Source organism: Oceanobacillus sp. FSL K6-3682, from assembly GCF_037976165.1.
GTDB classification, from domain to species: domain Bacteria; phylum Bacillota; class Bacilli; order Bacillales; family Amphibacillaceae; genus Oceanobacillus; species Oceanobacillus sojae.
Genome location: NZ_CP150263.1, coordinates 791,870 through 809,045 on the forward strand (window position 1 = coordinate 791,870; position 17,176 = coordinate 809,045).

At 35.8% G+C, this 17,176-nt stretch carries 17 protein-coding genes; 14 read left to right on the forward strand and 3 right to left on the reverse strand.

Features of this window, described 5'->3' with window-relative positions:
* Positions 1-488 precede the first annotated feature (488 nt).
* From MHH51_RS04060 to MHH51_RS04085, 6 genes are all read left to right on the forward strand, one after another.
* Entirely contained in the window at positions 489-860 is a 372-nt protein-coding gene (locus MHH51_RS04060) for a GntR family transcriptional regulator (protein ID WP_339284621.1), read from the forward strand.
* Between the two features lie 5 nt (positions 861-865).
* Complete coding sequence (locus MHH51_RS04065; protein ID WP_147210762.1) at positions 866-1,735, forward strand: ABC transporter ATP-binding protein; 870 nt, start codon at positions 866-868, stop codon at positions 1,733-1,735.
* Complete coding sequence (locus tag MHH51_RS04070; RefSeq protein WP_147210763.1) at positions 1,728-2,339, forward strand: ABC-2 transporter permease; 612 nt, start codon at positions 1,728-1,730, stop codon at positions 2,337-2,339. The genes MHH51_RS04065 and MHH51_RS04070 overlap by 8 nt, the downstream gene beginning before the upstream one ends.
* A 195-nt stretch (positions 2,340-2,534) precedes the next feature.
* Positions 2,535-3,404, forward strand: a complete 870-nt coding sequence (locus MHH51_RS04075; protein ID WP_147210764.1) for an ABC transporter ATP-binding protein — start codon at positions 2,535-2,537, stop codon at positions 3,402-3,404.
* Complete coding sequence (locus MHH51_RS04080; protein WP_147210765.1) at positions 3,397-4,008, forward strand: ABC-2 transporter permease; 612 nt, start codon at positions 3,397-3,399, stop codon at positions 4,006-4,008. The genes MHH51_RS04075 and MHH51_RS04080 overlap by 8 nt, the downstream gene beginning before the upstream one ends.
* Before the next feature lie 42 nt (positions 4,009-4,050).
* Positions 4,051-4,722 carry a GPP34 family phosphoprotein gene (locus MHH51_RS04085; protein WP_339284623.1) on the forward strand — a complete coding sequence of 224 codons (672 nt, stop codon included), beginning with the start codon at positions 4,051-4,053 and terminating at the stop codon, positions 4,720-4,722.
* Positions 4,723-4,782: 60 nt separating this feature from the next.
* On the opposite strand, the gene MHH51_RS04090 is transcribed toward MHH51_RS04085, so the two are convergent.
* The 3 genes from MHH51_RS04090 to MHH51_RS04100 all read right to left on the reverse strand — a co-directional run bounded on the left by MHH51_RS04090 (position 4,783) and on the right by MHH51_RS04100 (position 6,915).
* Complete coding sequence (locus MHH51_RS04090; RefSeq protein WP_339284625.1) at positions 4,783-5,433, reverse strand: PepSY domain-containing protein; 651 nt, start codon at positions 5,431-5,433, stop codon at positions 4,783-4,785.
* 242 nt (positions 5,434-5,675) lie between these two features.
* Positions 5,676-6,572 (reverse strand): permease prefix domain 1-containing protein, encoded by an 897-nt coding sequence (locus MHH51_RS04095; protein WP_147210768.1) that lies wholly within the window; start codon positions 6,570-6,572, stop codon positions 5,676-5,678.
* Between the two features lies 1 nt (position 6,573).
* Positions 6,574-6,915: a PadR family transcriptional regulator gene (locus MHH51_RS04100; RefSeq protein WP_147210769.1), complete on the reverse strand. Its 342-nt coding sequence runs from the start codon at positions 6,913-6,915 to the stop codon at positions 6,574-6,576.
* 378 nt (positions 6,916-7,293) lie between these two features.
* Here MHH51_RS04100 and MHH51_RS04105 point away from each other — a divergent pair, with 378 nt between their 5' ends.
* The 8 genes from MHH51_RS04105 (at position 7,294) to MHH51_RS04140 (ending at position 17,174) form a co-directional block, all read left to right on the forward strand.
* Complete coding sequence (locus tag MHH51_RS04105) at positions 7,294-8,328, forward strand: AbrB family transcriptional regulator (protein ID WP_339284626.1); 1,035 nt, start codon at positions 7,294-7,296, stop codon at positions 8,326-8,328.
* Between the two features lie 20 nt (positions 8,329-8,348).
* Entirely contained in the window at positions 8,349-9,200 is an 852-nt protein-coding gene (locus tag MHH51_RS04110; protein ID WP_339284628.1) for a DUF72 domain-containing protein, read from the forward strand.
* A gap of 652 nt (positions 9,201-9,852) precedes the next feature.
* Positions 9,853-11,871 carry a BglG family transcription antiterminator gene (locus MHH51_RS04115; protein WP_339284630.1) on the forward strand — a complete coding sequence of 673 codons (2,019 nt, stop codon included), beginning with the start codon at positions 9,853-9,855 and terminating at the stop codon, positions 11,869-11,871.
* A 23-nt stretch (positions 11,872-11,894) separates the two neighbouring features.
* Positions 11,895-13,346, forward strand: coding sequence for a fructose-specific PTS transporter subunit EIIC (locus MHH51_RS04120; RefSeq protein WP_147210773.1), 1,452 nt, complete (start codon positions 11,895-11,897; stop codon positions 13,344-13,346).
* Entirely contained in the window at positions 13,336-13,797 is a 462-nt protein-coding gene (locus MHH51_RS04125) for a PTS sugar transporter subunit IIA (protein WP_339284632.1), read from the forward strand. Before MHH51_RS04120 ends, MHH51_RS04125 begins: the two co-directional genes overlap by 11 nt.
* Positions 13,798-14,175: 378 nt before the next feature.
* Positions 14,176-14,958, forward strand: coding sequence for a hypothetical protein (locus MHH51_RS04130; RefSeq protein WP_147210775.1), 783 nt, complete (start codon positions 14,176-14,178; stop codon positions 14,956-14,958).
* An 18-nt stretch (positions 14,959-14,976) separates the two neighbouring features.
* Positions 14,977-15,891 (forward strand): cupin domain-containing protein, encoded by a 915-nt coding sequence (locus tag MHH51_RS04135; protein WP_339284634.1) that lies wholly within the window; start codon positions 14,977-14,979, stop codon positions 15,889-15,891.
* Positions 15,892-16,151: 260 nt separating this feature from the next.
* Positions 16,152-17,174: a serine hydrolase gene (locus tag MHH51_RS04140; RefSeq protein ID WP_339284636.1), complete on the forward strand. Its 1,023-nt coding sequence runs from the start codon at positions 16,152-16,154 to the stop codon at positions 17,172-17,174.
* Positions 17,175-17,176: the final 2 nt, after the last annotated feature.

Sequence of the window (17,176 nt, forward strand, 5' to 3'; positions counted from 1 at the left end):
AAGATATTTTTACAAGATGGTTTAATTTTTACGAAATACCATTTTTTAATGTGATTTTACTGTTTGCCACCATTCATATAATATTATTTCCTTTTTATCAAATTATCTTTAAAGTACGTGCCAGGAAATAAGTTTCTGATTGAGAATTTTTATAAGCAGATTGACTATGTAAGAGGAAAGAATATATATGAATGAATTTTGCTCCAGTCAATATTTCAGAATGGACAAAACGGGATGATGCATGATGAATGTCTGAAACAATTGAGAACGTTACTGGATACAAAATTTACGAAGTCTGTTCATTTTCTTAAATCTACTTTATTTGTCTTCTTAATTTTAATAGTCCTAATTTTTTATTACGCAGACGATAGTTACTCTTTTTTTACTTCTCGAATTGGATCAAATATTTTCATTATAGCTGGATGAGTTTATTCAATACTTCATACTGTGTATAATGTAGATATACAATCAGAAAAAGAGGTATGGACATGCAAATTATCATATCAAACAGCTCCAAAGAGCCAATTTATGAGCAGATCTTAAAACAAATTCAAACAGCAATTCTTTCAGGCGAGCTGACGGAAGGAGATGCACTGCCTTCCATCAGACAGCTGGCAAAGGATTTGAAAATAAGTGTGATCACAACAAAACGGGCCTATGAAGAATTGGAGAAAGCGGGATTTATCTATTCCATTGTCGGAAAAGGCTCGTTTATAGCGGAACAAAATTTAGATGTGATTCGGGAGAAGAAATTAAGAGTAATTGAAGAGCAGCTGAGCGCGGTTATTTCTAATAGTAAAGAAATCGGTCTGCCTTATGAAGAACTGCAGGAATTATTAAAGCTGTTGTACGAGGAGTGATGGGAATGGAAAATGTGATAGAACTCCGTGGTGTATCGAAAGCATTGAAGGCATTCACGATAGATAATATGGATTTACAAATAAAACAGGGCTTTGTAACTGGATTTATTGGAGCAAATGGTGCCGGCAAGTCGACGACAATGAAGCTTATTATGAATCTGCTGCAGCCGGATAATGGAGAAGTAAGTGTATTCGGGCTGGATTATGCCAGTCATGAAAAAGAAATTAAAGATCGTATCGGCTTTGTTTATGACAGTAATATATTTTATGAATCTTTGAATCTGAAGGATATCAGCAGGATTGTGGCGCCTGCTTATAAACGTTGGAATCATCAGCAATTCAAAGCTTATGTGAACCAATTTGAGCTGCCTTTAAATAAGCCGATTAAGAAATTCTCTAAGGGGATGCAGATGAAAGCTTCTATTGCAATTGCTCTTTCCCATGATGCGGAGTTAATTATTATGGATGAACCCACTGCAGGCCTGGATCCGACATCTCGCAGGGAGCTTTTAGATATTTTTCAGGAAGTAATGGTAGACGGAAAAAGAACGATTCTCTTCTCCACACATATAACAAGCGATCTCGACCGGATTGCCGATTATATTGTACTGATTGACGAAGGGAAAATCCTCTTTGATAAACCTATTTATGAGCTGCAGGAGCAGTATGCATTAGTAAAAGGAAGTACGGAATTACTTGATCCTGACACGGAAGCTTATTTTATAAAAATAGATCGTTCTCCAAATGGTTTTCAGGCTTTAACAAAGGATGCGACGAAAGTGAAAGAAGTCTTCGGAAATCATGTTGTGATTGAAGAAGCCAGTTTAGAAGAGATTATGTTCTATATGAAAGGAGCAGATAGTCATTATGATTAATTTAATCAGGAGAGATTTGATTATACAGAAATTTCAGTTGTATTTATTCATTCCATGTATTCTTTTCTTTATTATCTTTGGTTCACATCTTTCTGCCTTTTTTATTATTGTGTTTGCTGGATTTTTTATTCCAATAAATGCATATTCGTATGATGAAAAGGCAGAAACAAATATTTTATTGAATTCTTTGCCTTATACACGTACGCAAATTATTGCTTCTAGATATATTGGCGCTATTTTTTATATGGCGGTATCTATCGGTATCACCATTGTTCTTTTTTCTTTGTTTAATAGAGCTTTCACTTGGACAGATATAGCAATTGGAGCAGGAATTACGCTTGCGATGTTTGCGTTTGCTTTTCCGTTGTTCTATCTATTGAAGCCGGGATATATTGGAACAGCAATTGTGATAGGATTTATTCTGTTAGTTATCTTAAGTCAGCCGGCAATAACATTTTTGGGCGAGTATCTGACCCCAATCGTTCAGTTTTTCGCAAGTGCATCCACTACTATACTTTATTTAAGCAGTGCAGGTATTCTCATTGTGTTGTATGCAGCTTCCTGGCTGATTAGCCAAATGATTTATCAAAGGAAAGCCTTTTAAAAGATATGAATATTTCATATTTGAATAAATATTTGTCAGAGATCTTGAGCATAAAGCCAGGGTCTTTTTTTTACGAAAAAATCATTTTTGTAGTTGCAAAGAAAATAAAAAGATGTTTTAATAATGTGTATAGTGTTAATATAGCATATATACAATAGTCAGTTTAGATGCAAAATAATGAGGGGAGTAATACGTATGAAAAATATAGTTGAATTTAAAAATGTAACCAAATGTTTTAAAGATTTTTCCTTGGAAAATATCAATTTACAAATAAAACAAGGGTATGTAACAGGCTTTGTCGGTGCTAATGGAGCCGGTAAATCAACGACAATGAAGCTGATGATGAATCTTTTACAGGCTGATACAGGGGAAGTAAAAATCTTTGGGATGGATTATGCCGGTAATGAGAAAGAAATCAAGGAGCGTATGGGCTTTGTCTACGACAGCAATGTGTTTTATGAAAGTTTAAATTTAAAAGATATACGGCGAATTATAGCGCCAGCTTATAAAAATTGGGATGATAAGACATTCTATAACTATATCAAGATATTTGAATTACCTTTAAATAAAGCAATTAAAACTTTTTCAAAAGGGATGCAGATGAAAGCTTCCTTGGCAATGGCTTTATCCCATGATGCAGAATTTATTATGATGGATGAGCCGACTGCGGGATTAGACCCGGTTTTTCGGAGAGAACTTTTAGACATCCTGCAGGAAATTATGGAGGATGGCAGAAGAACGCTATTCTTTTCCACGCATATTACCAGCGATTTAGAGCGGATTGCAGATTATATTACGTTTATTCAAAAGGGAAAAATTCTTTTTAATGACTCAATGCAGAATGTACAGGATCGTTATGCTTTGGTAAAAGGAAGTATTGATTTACTTAATCAAGATACAGAAAAATTGTTTATAAAGACAGAGCGTTCTTCTTATGGATTCCAAGCTTTAACAAATGATGCGGCTGAGGTAAAGATTTTGTTGGGAGATCGTGTTGTGGTTGAGGAAGCTACATTAGAGGATATTATGTTTTATGCGAAAGGAGCGAAACACCAAAATGTTTAATTTGATAAAAAAAGATTTAATTATACAAAAGACACAGATTATCCTATTTATTCCATTAATTATTTTTCTTATCCTCTTTGCAAGAGATATTAGCCCGATTTTTATTTTTCTGGTAGCCGGTGCTTATATATCGGCAAATGCTTATGTATATGATGGCATGGTAGAATCAAATATTCTTCTTAATTCTTTGCCATATACACGCAAGCTGATTGTTACTTCCAGATATATTGGAGCTATGGTATATATGGTTTTATCGATGGCGATGGCTGGGGCTGTTCTCTATTTATTTGATTATAGTTATGACATGATGGATATGGCTATAGCGGCTGGATTGTTCTTCATTTTCGCAGCTATCGCGTTCCCGTTATTTTATATTTTAAAGCCTGCTTATATCGGAGTAGTGATGTTTATCGGGATGATTGCTTTAGCAATAGGTTTTCAGCCCGCTGCCCGTTTCTTGGAGCGAAACCTTATAACAATTACTGATTTTATTACAAGCTTATCAACAACAATGCTCTATCTTAGCGGAGCAGCTATAGCAATTGGTTTATATCTCATATCCTGGATAATCAGCCAATTTATTTATCAACGTAAAGTTTTTTAACGCTGCAATATTAAAAATAGAAACTGAAAAGGAGGGGAAAACATGCTTTTATTAGCTGAGCAACTTTTCTTATTATCCATTAGTCCCAAAACCAATCAACCTTATGGGCGTGCTTCCTCCGCATTGCCCTATTGTTTAAGCGGCGCTTTACTGGCAGAGCTTATGCTGGAAGATAAAGTTAAGCTGCGTCAATCTAAGATGGAAGTCGTTCATACAGAAGTGGAAGATCCGCTGCTGAAAGAAGCAATAGAGATTATGCGGCTTAAAAATAAGAAAACACCAAAGTATTGGGTTTCTGCTTTGAAACGTTCATACAAAAATCTTCCGCGCAAAATTGCTGATAAATTAGAGCAGGCTGGTGTAGGTAACATGGAAGAAAAGCGGATTCTAGGTATGTTTCCATCTTATACGTACACCTTTAATCAAGCAGATTTTAACAGAACGATGATAAAAAACTTTCGGACGGTTTTAGGAAAAAGTAAAAAACAAGATCTCTTAGAAAAAGAAGAAGAACGAATCGTTGTATTGATGTCACTTGTTCATATCAGCAGTTTACTTCGCATCGTATTCCCGGAACGGAAAGAAGCTAAGTGGGCAGAAAAACAAATCAAGCAGATGAGTAAGAATCTTCCTGTTTCCAAAGCTGTCAAAGCAACACTTGATTCGATTAATGCAGCTATTTTTGCAGCGTCTTCCTCTGCTTCAAGATCTTAAAAATAGACTGACCTAAATAAAGCAGGCTTAAGCTCAAGGCTTAGCCTGCTTTATTTAAATTTAATCGTCTACTTCCACATGCAGCTGTTCTCCAGGCTCTGCATCAATATAAACATCTACTTCCTGAGATCCCATATCTTCAAAATTAATTTCATATATTGGGCTGCCATTTTCAAATTCTAATGACCAGCCTCTAGCGGTAATGCCATCTGTTTCAGGAGCTTCAGAAGCTGTGGACAGTGCTTCTTCTGCAGAAATATAATCTGCCAATACCAATTCATCATATTGTTCATCTGATTCTTTTTGTTCTTTTTCCTCAGATATAACGTCACCAGACTGATTAATCTCAGCGGAGTATTCCATCGTATCATCATAGCCGTCTATATCATAGACAAGCTCCCCTTTTTCTTCATCCAGCTGTATGGAAGAAAGGCTCGAACCCGGGAAGTGATCGTGGAAAGCTTCCATGGCATCCTCCACAGTTAAGGATACATTTGTTAAGTCTAGATCGTCATTACCCTCTGTTGAGCCATTATTGCCATTAGTGTTATCTGCTACATTTGAATCATCATTATTATTATCGTTTGTGTTTTCACTTGTATTTGAATCATTTGCTGCGTCATTTCCTGTGTCGCTGTCATCGCTTGTCCCGCAAGCTGCTAAAGTAATGGAAAGAAGCAGTGTCAGACATAGAAGCAAAAATTTTTTCATGATTGTTCTTCCTTTCCAATCTCTGTTTAAAAGAGGTATTTAAACTCATAATACCCAATAAAAAAAGAATCAAACCAAAAAATAAATATTTATATTTTCGAAAATAGTTTTATTGGACTTTTTGAATATCTTTATAAATTAAACTGTTCTGGGATAACTATTTTATACATAAAGAACACCCAATTCTTTTCAGAATTTGGGTGCAGAAAAACAGATAAAAATATAGTAATGAAGCATGGATATTATTTTGTTGCTGAATTGCGTTTATGCTTTGATATCATACGGTACTCAATTAAGAGCTCTCCCATAATGGCAAACAGAAAGACAGGAAGAGCGTAAAGGATATTAGTCAATATCCAGATAAGAAGAAAGACCCCAATTGCTCCAATCCATAAAGCTCCGGACAGCATTCCACGTTTTGTTACTTCTTCTGTATCTTTATAATAGCCTGCGTAGGCTTCATGATATCGTTCATGCTCCTGCATTAGCCATGGCTTGAATCGCTTCTTTTCTGTAAGGATTAAGAAGGCGATAACCAGAATGCCTGGTAATACAAAAGGAACCAGCACCCCCAGGATAGCAGCTGGATTACTGTTTTCCATAAAATAGTGTGAACTGGAGATGGAAATTCCGAATAAAATGACACCAACAGCAAGCGCATAAATAAGTGCCCTTTTCCAGTCCATCGGATATTTGGCAGTTGTTTCTGTTGTTAAACCTAAATAGGTTAATGCTGCTCCTGCAGGTACAACAAATGGCAGGAAGGAGGAAATAGCAATGAATAAATTATTTCCCGCAGAAAAATAAGTGATTAGACTCGTAATAATTCCAAACAATAAAACTCCTGCAGCAAGTGTATACCCAATTGCATATCCTGCAGAAAGTTTAGGCTTTGGATCCACATACATTTTTCCAATAATCTCCTTTCGTTTTTCTCTGCTTAAATCATCGGCAATTGCTGTAATATCACCTAATTCTGAGACAGCTTCTGCAAATGCCTCATCAGATGATTTCCCTGTTTTTTCTAAATCCTGCACGCGGTCTTTTAAATTTATTATGATTTCTTCTTTGAAGTCCTCCAGTTCAGCTGTTGACTTATACCCGTGAAATAAATCATCGACATATTTTTTTATCATCATATTAGTCGTCTTCCTCCTTCAATAATCGGTTCAAAATCCGTTGCGTAAATTCCCAATCGGCGATATTCTGTTTGTATTGTACGCGGCCTTTATCAGTAATCCGGTAATACTTTCTCCGGCCGCCCTGACTTTCATCTCCCCAATAGGCGACGATACATGTTTCTTTTTCCAATCGTTTATAGCTGGAATAAAGTGTGGCTTCCTTTAATTGATATAGCCCATCTGTTCGATCCATAATAGATTTGTAAATTTGGTACCCATAGGCATCGTTTTTTAATAGTATTCCCAACACTATCGTATCTGTATGACCGCGCAATAAATCCGCTGAAATTCTTCCTTCCAACAAAACCCCTCCTTGCCTTGCAATGACTCTTCTTATCTATAACAAATAAAATACTGTGACAGACAAAGTAATTGTTTGTATAAGTATATTACTATGTCTGTCATAGTATGTCAATGCAGATATTTAACATGGCTGATATATATTACAAATTACTAATCAGAAAAGGACAGTAGGTAGAAAAAGAAGGAGTAAGAACAAGTTTTGACGTAGTTCTTCTTTGTTTGATAGGGATGATTCATTTTTGTTGGAGAGCAATTAGATTTATAAAACCTTCTTCTTCGCATTTTCTTTTTCAAATATTTTACTTACAGATACGAAATAATGGATTTTAGAATTTGCATGAACACGTTATAATAGGGAGAGAAGGAAGGGAATTATATGCTATTTTTATTCCTGAGAACATTTGCAATTGGTCTCTTAGGAGCTGTTATCTTTTCACTCATCGGCTTGCCGATTCCCTGGCTGCTTGGATCGATGCTGATGACATTGCTGTTCCAATTAAAGTCGCCTTGGAAAATGGTATGGAATCCAATCTTTCGTAATATTGGCTTAGTTTTTGCCGGGTATACGATTGGTTTTGCATTTACGTTAGATGCACTTCAGGAGATGGTGCGCTATTTTCCGATGATGTTTTTGATTAACATTATCTTTTTTATTTTATTTATTGGTGTCAGTTACGCAGTTTCGAAATGGGCCCGCCTGGATATTGGAACAGCGATGACATGCTGTGCTCCTGGAGGATTACAACAGGTGGTAGTCTTTGCGGAGGAGCAAAAAAATTTAAATATTACAGTCGTGACGTTTTATCATGTTATGCGGCTGCTGGCGATTATTACGATGGTTCCCTTTATTGTTTCCAGTAACAGCGGCGGAGCTACTCCTGATAAATCAACAGAAAGCTATTCCCTGATTTTATTAGGTTTATTGATACTATGTTACATAGCAGGAATTCTTTTTAAATTTATTAAGGTTCCTACGGCTTATTTATTAGGACCTGTATTCCTTATTATGGTATGCAATCTATCGTCCATTCAAGTCCCGGTTATGCCGGATAATTTATTACATATTGCACAGCTTTTTATTGGAATTTATATGGGCTTATTATTAGAACGGGATAAATTAAAGAAAATGAAATCTCATATTGTTTATGCTGTTGGCTCCTGTGTTATTTTAATTGGTGTAGCATTTCTGATCAGCGAATGGATGGCACATTATTTTATGGATTTTGCCACTAGCTTTTTAAGTGTTGTTCCAGGTGGTGTCGATCAAATGGGGATTATTGCTGCATCTATCCAGGCGGATGTCACTGTTGTTACATCATTTCAGCTGTTCCGAATTTTATTTTTATCTATTATAATTATTCCATTCGTAAAATATATGGTACGGAGGGAACAAAGAAGAGGAAGAGAATAAACAGGGGAGGAGTGTGAAAAATGATTCAAATTGGATTGACAGGATGGGGAGATCATGATTCTATTTATGCTGCTGATACCAGAACACACGAGAAGCTGCAGGAATACAGCAGTCATTTTCCGGTTGTGGAATTAGACTCCTCTTTCTATGCGGTACAGCCTATCCGCAATATGGAAAAATGGGTAAAGGAAACACCGGAAAATTTTCAATTTATCGTGAAAGCCTATCAGGGTATGACAGGGCATGATCGAGAAGAAAAGGAAAATCCGTTTGAAACCAAAGAGGAGATGTTCCAGGCTTTCAGGGAATCCGTTGAGCCGCTTCAAAAAGCAGGGAAGCTGGGAGCTGTGCTTTTTCAATTTCCGCCATGGTTCGATTGCAGGCAGGAGCATGTACAATATATTCGTTATTGTAAGCAGCAGATGAAGGGGATTCCTGTTGCCTTAGAGTTCAGACAGCAAACCTGGTATGAGGAAAGGTTTCAACAGCAAACCCTGGATTTTATGAAGCAGGAAGGCTGGATTCATACGATTGCGGATGAGCCTCAGGCTGGTGTAAAATCGGTCCCGTTTGTGCCTGTGGTAACCGTAAAGGAAAAAGCCATTATCCGGCTGCATGGCAGGAATGTTCATGGCTGGAACTATTCAGGGAATGCAAATTGGCGGAAGGTCCGCTATTTATATGAATATAGTGAAAAGGAATTAACTGCTATAGCGAAAGAAGTAAAAAGGCTGGAAAAGCAATGCAAAGAAGTTATCGTTTTGTTTAATAATAACTCCGGCGGACATGCAGCTGGAAATGCTAAGCAGCTGCAGCAGATGTTGGGGATTGAATTTGATGGGCTGGCTTCGCAGCAGCTGGGGTTGTTTTAATACAAATGTGTACGTACCGGCTGTAATGAAAGATAGAGAACTAGTTAGAAAGAATGGGAAATAATATAATAGATTACGAAATCACTTCTAAAAGAAGTGTAATAGAGCTGTAGATATTGTACGCATAAAAAGGATCTTATTAACAAATTGGTTAATAAGGTTCTTTTTAATTAGAGAAAAAAGATTATCCTATTCAGTTTGGATGTCATTTATAAAATAACTTAGAGAAATAAGGGGGGTGTTTATTAAAAAAGAACTTAAAAGCACAGCAGAACGCCAGACGGAATAATCATTTTAATTTAAGTCAACTCAAGGGACAGAGCTGTGAAGTCATCGAAGGTTAAAAAGTTTTACTGTAGACAGCTGGATAAAGGAAAGAATAGCTGCTGCAGTATGGAAAGGAAGTGAAGAAGGGGAATTAAGAACGTATCGTAAGTAAAGAACGGCAGAAGCCTGTTTAAAGATAATGAAGTATTCCGATAGTTATAGCGTCTCCATCATATAAAGGTATTGGTTCTAACAATTTACTTTATTATTCGTTTCAATATTGCTTGAATAAAGCTGCAACAACTTGGTATATTGCTGCGCTATGTTCAGTGATATATTTTAAATTAAGAACATAACTAAATTCTTTAAAGAGGGGAATAAGCCAATGGTTAACTTAACTACGAGGCAAAAAAAATTACTCAGTCTGATGTTAAGCGAAAAAGAATTTAAAACTATAAAAAGTTATGCTTCCGTGATGCGTATTTCCGAGAGAACAATCTATAATGACCTGGAAATAATGAGAAATTTTTTAGAAGAAAATAATGCAAAGCTCCTAAAAAAGCCAGGTACAGGTGTGAAAATTCAAATTAATCATAAAGAAAAGTTCAGAATACTGCATCATATAAATGTATTTAAAGATAAAATAGTGCCCCTTTCTACCAATGAGAGAAAAATAGACATACTTAAACAACTGTTATTATCAGAAAAAACGACGTCTTTACAAAAGTTGTCTGAAAAGTATTTAGTAAGTAAAAGTTCCATAGTGAATGATTTAGATGAAATAGAAGTATGGGTTCGAAAGTATAGTATTAAGTTAATTCGAGATAGGAAAGGTACTAAAATTATAGGAGATGAAAAAAATAAGAGAAAAGCAATTGCTGAAATAATCATAAGAAGCTTAAATTGCGATTTTACAGATGATGAAGAATTCCCCCAGACCAGGATAGAAATTGGCATATTTAAAGGATTGTCAAGTATGTTTAATACTTCTGAAGTGATTATTGTAGAGGAAATTATCGGTGAAGCAGAAAAGAAATTAAATTACTATATTACGGAACCTTATTATACCAATTTAATAACGCATGTATTAATATCTATCAGTCGTATTAAGAGCGGTTATAAAATAGACAAAATATTAAGTTATGGTAAATGCAGCAATAAAAGCAAAACTTATTTAGCTGCACGCTTTATTGCAAAGAAAACAACGGAAAAACTTTTTATAGATATCCCTGAAAATGAGATTATTTATATCCACCAGTTTATCCTTAGTTGCGGGATAAATAAAGATATGAAACATGCAGACCTTAGTGAATTAATAAGTACGATAGATAAAGATACCCATTTTGTAGTCAAAGAAATGATAGCGCTATCATCAAAGATTGTGAATATAGATTTATCTTCTGATAAAGAATTGTATCTGGGTCTGCTGATGCACGTAAAGCCTATGTTAAATCGGCTCCATTACTCTATTCATATAAGAAATCCATTGTTAAGCGATATTAAAGAACAGTATTCGGGGACTTTTGCAATGACTCTTCTTGCAAGCTCGGCCATTGAAAATAATTTGGGATTAAGAGTGAATGAAGATGAAATAGGATATTTAACTGCTTATTTCCAGGCTGCAATAGAACGGAGAATGACGGTTAAAAATGTCATCGTTGTTTGTCCTGATGGTATAGGCACATCCGAACTGATTGCTAATCGAATAAAAAGATATTTACCTCAATTTAATGTGAAAGCGACAATGTCATTAGCTGCATTAGAAAATTTGGAGAATGGTAATGAAAATATAGATTTTATTATATCTACAGTACCTATTAAATTTGAATCTATACCGGTAATCGTTATATCTGCTTTAGTAAACGAGATAGATTTGAAAAATATTTCAAGCTTTACCGCAAATTTATCTATTTCTCACATGATAAAAGAAAATTCTTCTTACAGTGAATTGTTGGGATTTTTAGAGAAAGATCTTATATTTTGTGATTTAGCTTTTCAAGATAAAAATACTGTTATTAATTTCATGAGTAAACAGCTTAATAGTAAAGGATATGTTAACCAAAATTTTGGAGCATCAATTATTGAACGTGAAGATATTACGCCAACATCTATAGGGAAAATGGTTGCGATGCCACATGGAAATTCGCTTCACGTTAACGAGTCTAAAGTTTCGATAGCTATTTTAAGAAATGCAATAGATTGGGGGGAAGGCGAGAAGATAAAAATGATTTTTATGATTGCAGTCAGAATAGATAAAATAAGTTCAAAAAAAATCATCCGGGATTTTTATCGTCTATTTGAATCAGATAGTATTTTGAAAGAAATTATTTCTTGTAACGCTCCTGAAGAAGTACTCCAGGTTTTAGAAGGAACCAGCAAATATCTTGAAAGTAAAAATTGCTAAGCAAGCAGAGAGGGGTAATTACATTGAGTAAAGTGAAAATTGTTGCCGCAACCGGCTGTCCAACAGGTATAGCACATACTTTTATGGCTGCTGAAGCTTTAATAAGTGCAGCTGAAAAATTAGGAGCAGAGATAAAAGTAGAGACACATGGACAAGTAGGAATAGAGAATCAGCTGACAAAAGAAGAAATTCAGCAGGCAGATGGTGTGATTATAGCGGCTGATAAAGATGTTTTGGCAGATAGATTCTCTGGAAAACCGACTATAGATGTTTCTGTCTCAAAAGCAATAAAAGATCCTGAAACTTTAATACAAGCGATTATAAATGGTGAAGCAAAAATCTATCGGTCTAGTAATCAGGTTAATCGAAATGATGAGGATAATGAAGAGTATGAAAAGAAATCCATAGGCAGAATAATTTATCAGCATTTAATGAACGGTATTTCCCACATGCTTCCTTTTGTAGTTGGAGGAGGAGTACTAATCGCATTGTCTTTCTTATTTGGAATTAACTCTGCTGATCAGAATGATCCGTCATATTCCGCTTTTGCAGCATTTCTTAATAACTCTGGAAGTATAGCGTTCAGCTTAATGCTTCCAATGCTAGCAGGCTATATTGCGTCATCCATTTCACAAAGATCCGGGCTGGTCGCGGGATTTATAGGAGGTATGATAGCTGACCAGGGTGGAGCAGGTTTTTTAGGTGCTCTAATAGCAGGATTTTTGGCTGGATATCTTATGTTGTATTTGTCGAGATTTTTGAAAGGGCTTCCGGAATCATTAAATGGATTAAAAGCAATTTTTATTTTGCCTTTAGTAGGGATCTTTGCGGTTGCTGGAATAATGACTGTACTGGTGGTTCCTATGTCTTCGATTAATACCTGGATGCAAGAATTTGTAACTGGTTTTCAAGGAGCCAGTCCAATCCTTTTAGGGATTATTGTAGGCTGTATGGGGGCATCTGATTTAGGAGGACCGATTAACAAGGCAGCATATGTAACAGCATTGGCATTGCTGGCGGATGGAAACTATTATTTTATGGCTGGAGTTTTCTCGGCAAGTATGACACCACCATTGATTACTGCTTTCGCTGTAATATTTTTTAAAAGATATTTTAATCAATCTGACCGGAGTGCAGGAATTGTAAATTTTGTATTAGGATCTACACAAATTACAGAAGGAGCAATTCCATTTGCCGCAAAAAATCCTGTCGTTATGATTCCTATTTTCATGATAGGCTCTTCTATTTCTACTGCTCTGACTTATTTAATGGCAGTCCAGATACCAGCTCCCCATGGCGGATTTCTGATACTACCTGTTGCAACAAATGGCTTATTATGGATAGCATGCGTTTTAATCGGATCAATCATTGGCTCGATACTATATGGTTTTTACCAAAAAAGAACATTCAATAAAAGAGCAAAAATAAATATATCAGATCAAACAGAAAGGACGGAGGTAAAACATGTCGGATAAAGATCTATTAAAATCAGCATATATTTCTTTACATGAAAACCTTGCATCAAAACAAGCCGTATTTGAGCGAATAGCGGAGATAGCAGTAAATAATCATATAACTGGTTGTAAAAATGAAATAATTAATGGTTTATTTCAAAGAGAAAATCAATCAACAACAGGATTTTTAGATGGGTTTGCTATTCCGCATGTTATATCTGAAACAGTGAATCATGCGAGTGTGTTTATATTAAAAAATGAAGAAGGTATTGATTGGGCGTCATTGGATGGACAAGAGACCATATTTTTTATTGCTTTATTAATACCAGAAAAGAGTCAAAGCCATCACTTAAAATTACTTTCTGCTATTGCTAGATTGCTGATGGATGAGGAGATTAGGCAAAAGCTGCTCCAAGCTACAGACAAGGAAGAAATATCTAATTTATTAACACCGGCAGTATGCAACAGGTAATACTAACAGAAACCTTGTTATAAGTTTGCTGGAAGGATGCTGTAATAAGCTGGTATATTGCTTTTTCAAAGTCTGTGATACGGTCTAAATAAGAAAATTAAGGATGCTATATATAAGCACAAAGGATATTTATGGGATTTTTGTTGCGGTAAATATGTTTAAAAAACACTTGTATTCCACTGTTTGCAGATTATTACTTGTTCTGAAAAAAGCAATAGGTATTTGAAAATAGAAATCTCATTATTTATAATTTTATATCTTTATTAAAAGTTTTTGTGTTCTATGAAAGGAGGTGAACGTAATGAACTAAAAAGTATTCCACTGTCCTCTTTAGGAGTTTCATTGAAATAAAAATATAATTATAAGGAGATTAAAAAAATGAGTATTGAATTGCGCATGTCAAAAATCTTCAGACCAGAAACAGGAAATACATTTATATTGCCAGTGGATCATGGACTTTCTTTGGGTTACGTAGAAGGACTTGAGAACCCAGCTCAAGTTTTAAAAAATTTAAAAAGTGATGATGTGGATACAGTTTTAATTGCTGACGGACTGGCAAATCAATGTGACGAAGTTTTTTTTGGAAGGAATGCACCATCAAAAATGTTATGTGCAGATATTTTCTATGAAGAAGATGGGGAATTATTTCAAAAGCTTGTGTTCACTCCTGAGACTGCTCTGAAAAAAGGATATGATTGTTTAAAACTCATCCTGTTTTGGGATAGACCTGCAAAAGAAAGAATTCAGTTTGTCGATCTGATTGCCCAATGCATTGAAGAGGCTCATAAATTGGAATTGCCTGTATTAGTAGAACCACTGACAAGAAATCCGATAGCTGACCAAGAAGAATATGTACAAATTTTATCTGATGGTGTCAGAACAGCTTTTGAATTAGGGGCAGATATTTTGAAAGTTCCTCACCCGGGAGATGCAGGGGTCCTGAAGAATTGGGTAGACTATTATAATGTACCTTTTATTTTATTAGGTGGAGGAAAAAGTGGAACGATTGAAGACTTGAAAACAACTGTCCAAGAAGCTATTGATGTTGGGGTAAGAGGAGTTGCAATTGGCAGAAATATCTGGCAAAGATCACCTGAAGAAGCTAAAGAATTAATGACAAGTTTCTCTGACATTGTACACAAAAGATTAAGTACTTATTAATATGGAAAGGGAGATATAATGGCTAAATTATTAGATATATTAGAAAACTTTCCGTTTAACAAGGATGAAAAGAGGCCATTGCTGATTCGTAAACAAGATTACTCTACAGCATTGTACCCGCCGGATAATGCATTCACTTCTGATAATACTTTTACAATGGTTTCAACAGATACGTTTATGTTGGGAATCTACGAATTAGGACCGGGCGGAGCTTTTGCACCCCTGGATATTCATCCGGGGGATGAGACTTATTATATATTGGACGGGCCTGTCGTTCAACGGAGTGGGAATGGACAGTTTGCTTATTTAGAAACTGGAGAAGGTTTATATATGCCGGAGGGCGCCTGGCACTGTGGTCATAACTTTTCTGGAGGAAAAGCGAGAATCCTTTACTTTATAACGCCAAAAGCCTGGAGCGAAGCAATTCCTCCTGCTGTAATTCCATCAGAAAGTGAAACAAAATTCTACAAAGGGCCTAATAATAATCAGTTACCTGATATGAAAAGAAAAATTAAAGATATATCCAGACAAGGATGTACAGATGATATAGGTGCTTGGCCGGTAGATGCAGAAGAAGCAAGGAAGACTGGCTCTATATATGCAGTCCGTGAAAATGAAAAATTAAATAATATCCATGGAACAGAACATCCCATGCTTTTAAGGTTTATTACAAGCAATAATTACGGACATATGGGTGAAATGATTCTGCCGGCAGGCGGGTATGGACCGCGTTGTTCGGACCCTGACAGCCATGAAGGGGACGGGGCTTTATATTGTGTGGACGGACCTGTGACCATAAATCTTGTAGATATGGAGGAGAGTTTTGTCTTAGAACCTGAGGATACTTTTTTCTTGCCGGCAGAAACTAAGTACCAATTAGTAAATTTCGAAAGTAATCCTGTAAAGGTCATTTTTTCAATTACAAAACTGTAGTTACTACTTTAACAGGAAGTTTGGCGGTTGATATAAAAATCCTCTATTGAAGTTTATAACCAATAGAGGATTTTTTTGATTATAATGAACAACAACAGCTTGATGAAATATTGTAATTTTCAGTATTTAAATATATAATAATATTAACCTTAAATCAGAACGGAGGAAAATCATATGATTCGTTATATGGTATGAACATCTTAACTGATATCCTTTTTTAAATCATAAAAAAATACTAAAGGATTTCAGGAGGGACAAAAATGAATACAGAAAAGAAGCGGAACAAGCTGATGGAAGTGCAAAAGGAACTCTCTTTTTCAGGTGCTTTCTATGCAAAAAAGCAGGATGAAATAATAACAGAAAGCAGTGGATTCAGAAATCGTGCTGAAAAGCTTGAAAATCAGGTGGATACACGATTTGGCATTGCTTCAGGGTGTAAGTTATTTACCGCAATTGCTATTGCCCAGCTTGTAGAAATTGGGAAACTCTCTTTTGAAACAAAGCTGCAAGATTGTGTGGCAGAGAAATTTCCTTACTTCGACAAGGATATTACTATTCATCATTTACTGACGCATACTTCAGGTGTGCCTGATTATTTTGATGAGGAAGTGATGGATGACTTCGAGCTGCTGTGGGAGAAATTCCCGATGTACGGTGTCAGAGCACCAAAAGATTTTCTGCCGCTTTTTCAGCATAGAGAAATGCAGGATGAACCAGGCAGTTCCTTTCAATATAATAATTCCGGCTATATTTTATTAGGTTTGATTGTGGAACAGGCTACCAACCGCAGTTTTCCTTCATTTGTAGAAGAAAATATTTTTAAAGCAGCGGGGATGAATGATTCAGGATATTTTGAAATGGATTGTTTACCGGAACGGACAGCCTTAGGCTATGTAGAAGAGCCTAAGGGAAAATGGAAGACAAATATTTATTCTATTCCTGCTAGAGGCGGTTCAGATGGCGGTGCGTATGTTACCGTACGTGATATGGCTAAATTTTGGGATGCTTTGATGGATTACCAGCTGTTATCTGAGGAAATGACCCGGGAGGTACTGCAAGCACGTGAATGTGTAGATGAGGAAGATAATATCTTTTACGGCTACTCCGGTTATATGGAATTAGATGACAATCAAGAAGTAATAAAGTATATTCAGATGGGATATGATCCGGGAGTTAATTATCGTGCAGTTCATTATCCGCACGATAAGAAGACGATGATTGTGTGCTCTAATGAAACTGAAGGTGCTTATGAGCTGTTAAAAGAGATGGAACGTATAATATAAAT

Coding starts and splice junctions, on each gene's coding strand:
- MHH51_RS04115 (WP_339284630.1), top strand. CDS start 9,853: ATGGTTAACTTAACTACGAGGCAAAAAAAATTACTCAGTCTGATGTTA.
- MHH51_RS04135 (WP_339284634.1), top strand. CDS start 14,977: ATGGCTAAATTATTAGATATATTAGAAAACTTTCCGTTTAACAAGGAT.
- MHH51_RS04140 (WP_339284636.1), top strand. CDS start 16,152: ATGAATACAGAAAAGAAGCGGAACAAGCTGATGGAAGTGCAAAAGGAA.
- MHH51_RS04060 (WP_339284621.1), top strand. CDS start 489: ATGCAAATTATCATATCAAACAGCTCCAAAGAGCCAATTTATGAGCAG.
- MHH51_RS04080 (WP_147210765.1), top strand. CDS start 3,397: ATGTTTAATTTGATAAAAAAAGATTTAATTATACAAAAGACACAGATT.
- MHH51_RS04095 (WP_147210768.1), bottom strand. CDS start 6,572: ATGATGATAAAAAAATATGTCGATGATTTATTTCACGGGTATAAGTCA.
- MHH51_RS04090 (WP_339284625.1), bottom strand. CDS start 5,433: ATGAAAAAATTTTTGCTTCTATGTCTGACACTGCTTCTTTCCATTACT.
- MHH51_RS04065 (WP_147210762.1), top strand. CDS start 866: ATGGAAAATGTGATAGAACTCCGTGGTGTATCGAAAGCATTGAAGGCA.
- MHH51_RS04085 (WP_339284623.1), top strand. CDS start 4,051: ATGCTTTTATTAGCTGAGCAACTTTTCTTATTATCCATTAGTCCCAAA.
- MHH51_RS04105 (WP_339284626.1), top strand. CDS start 7,294: ATGCTATTTTTATTCCTGAGAACATTTGCAATTGGTCTCTTAGGAGCT.
- MHH51_RS04070 (WP_147210763.1), top strand. CDS start 1,728: ATGATTAATTTAATCAGGAGAGATTTGATTATACAGAAATTTCAGTTG.
- MHH51_RS04125 (WP_339284632.1), top strand. CDS start 13,336: ATGTCGGATAAAGATCTATTAAAATCAGCATATATTTCTTTACATGAA.
- MHH51_RS04075 (WP_147210764.1), top strand. CDS start 2,535: ATGAAAAATATAGTTGAATTTAAAAATGTAACCAAATGTTTTAAAGAT.
- MHH51_RS04130 (WP_147210775.1), top strand. CDS start 14,176: ATGAGTATTGAATTGCGCATGTCAAAAATCTTCAGACCAGAAACAGGA.
- MHH51_RS04110 (WP_339284628.1), top strand. CDS start 8,349: ATGATTCAAATTGGATTGACAGGATGGGGAGATCATGATTCTATTTAT.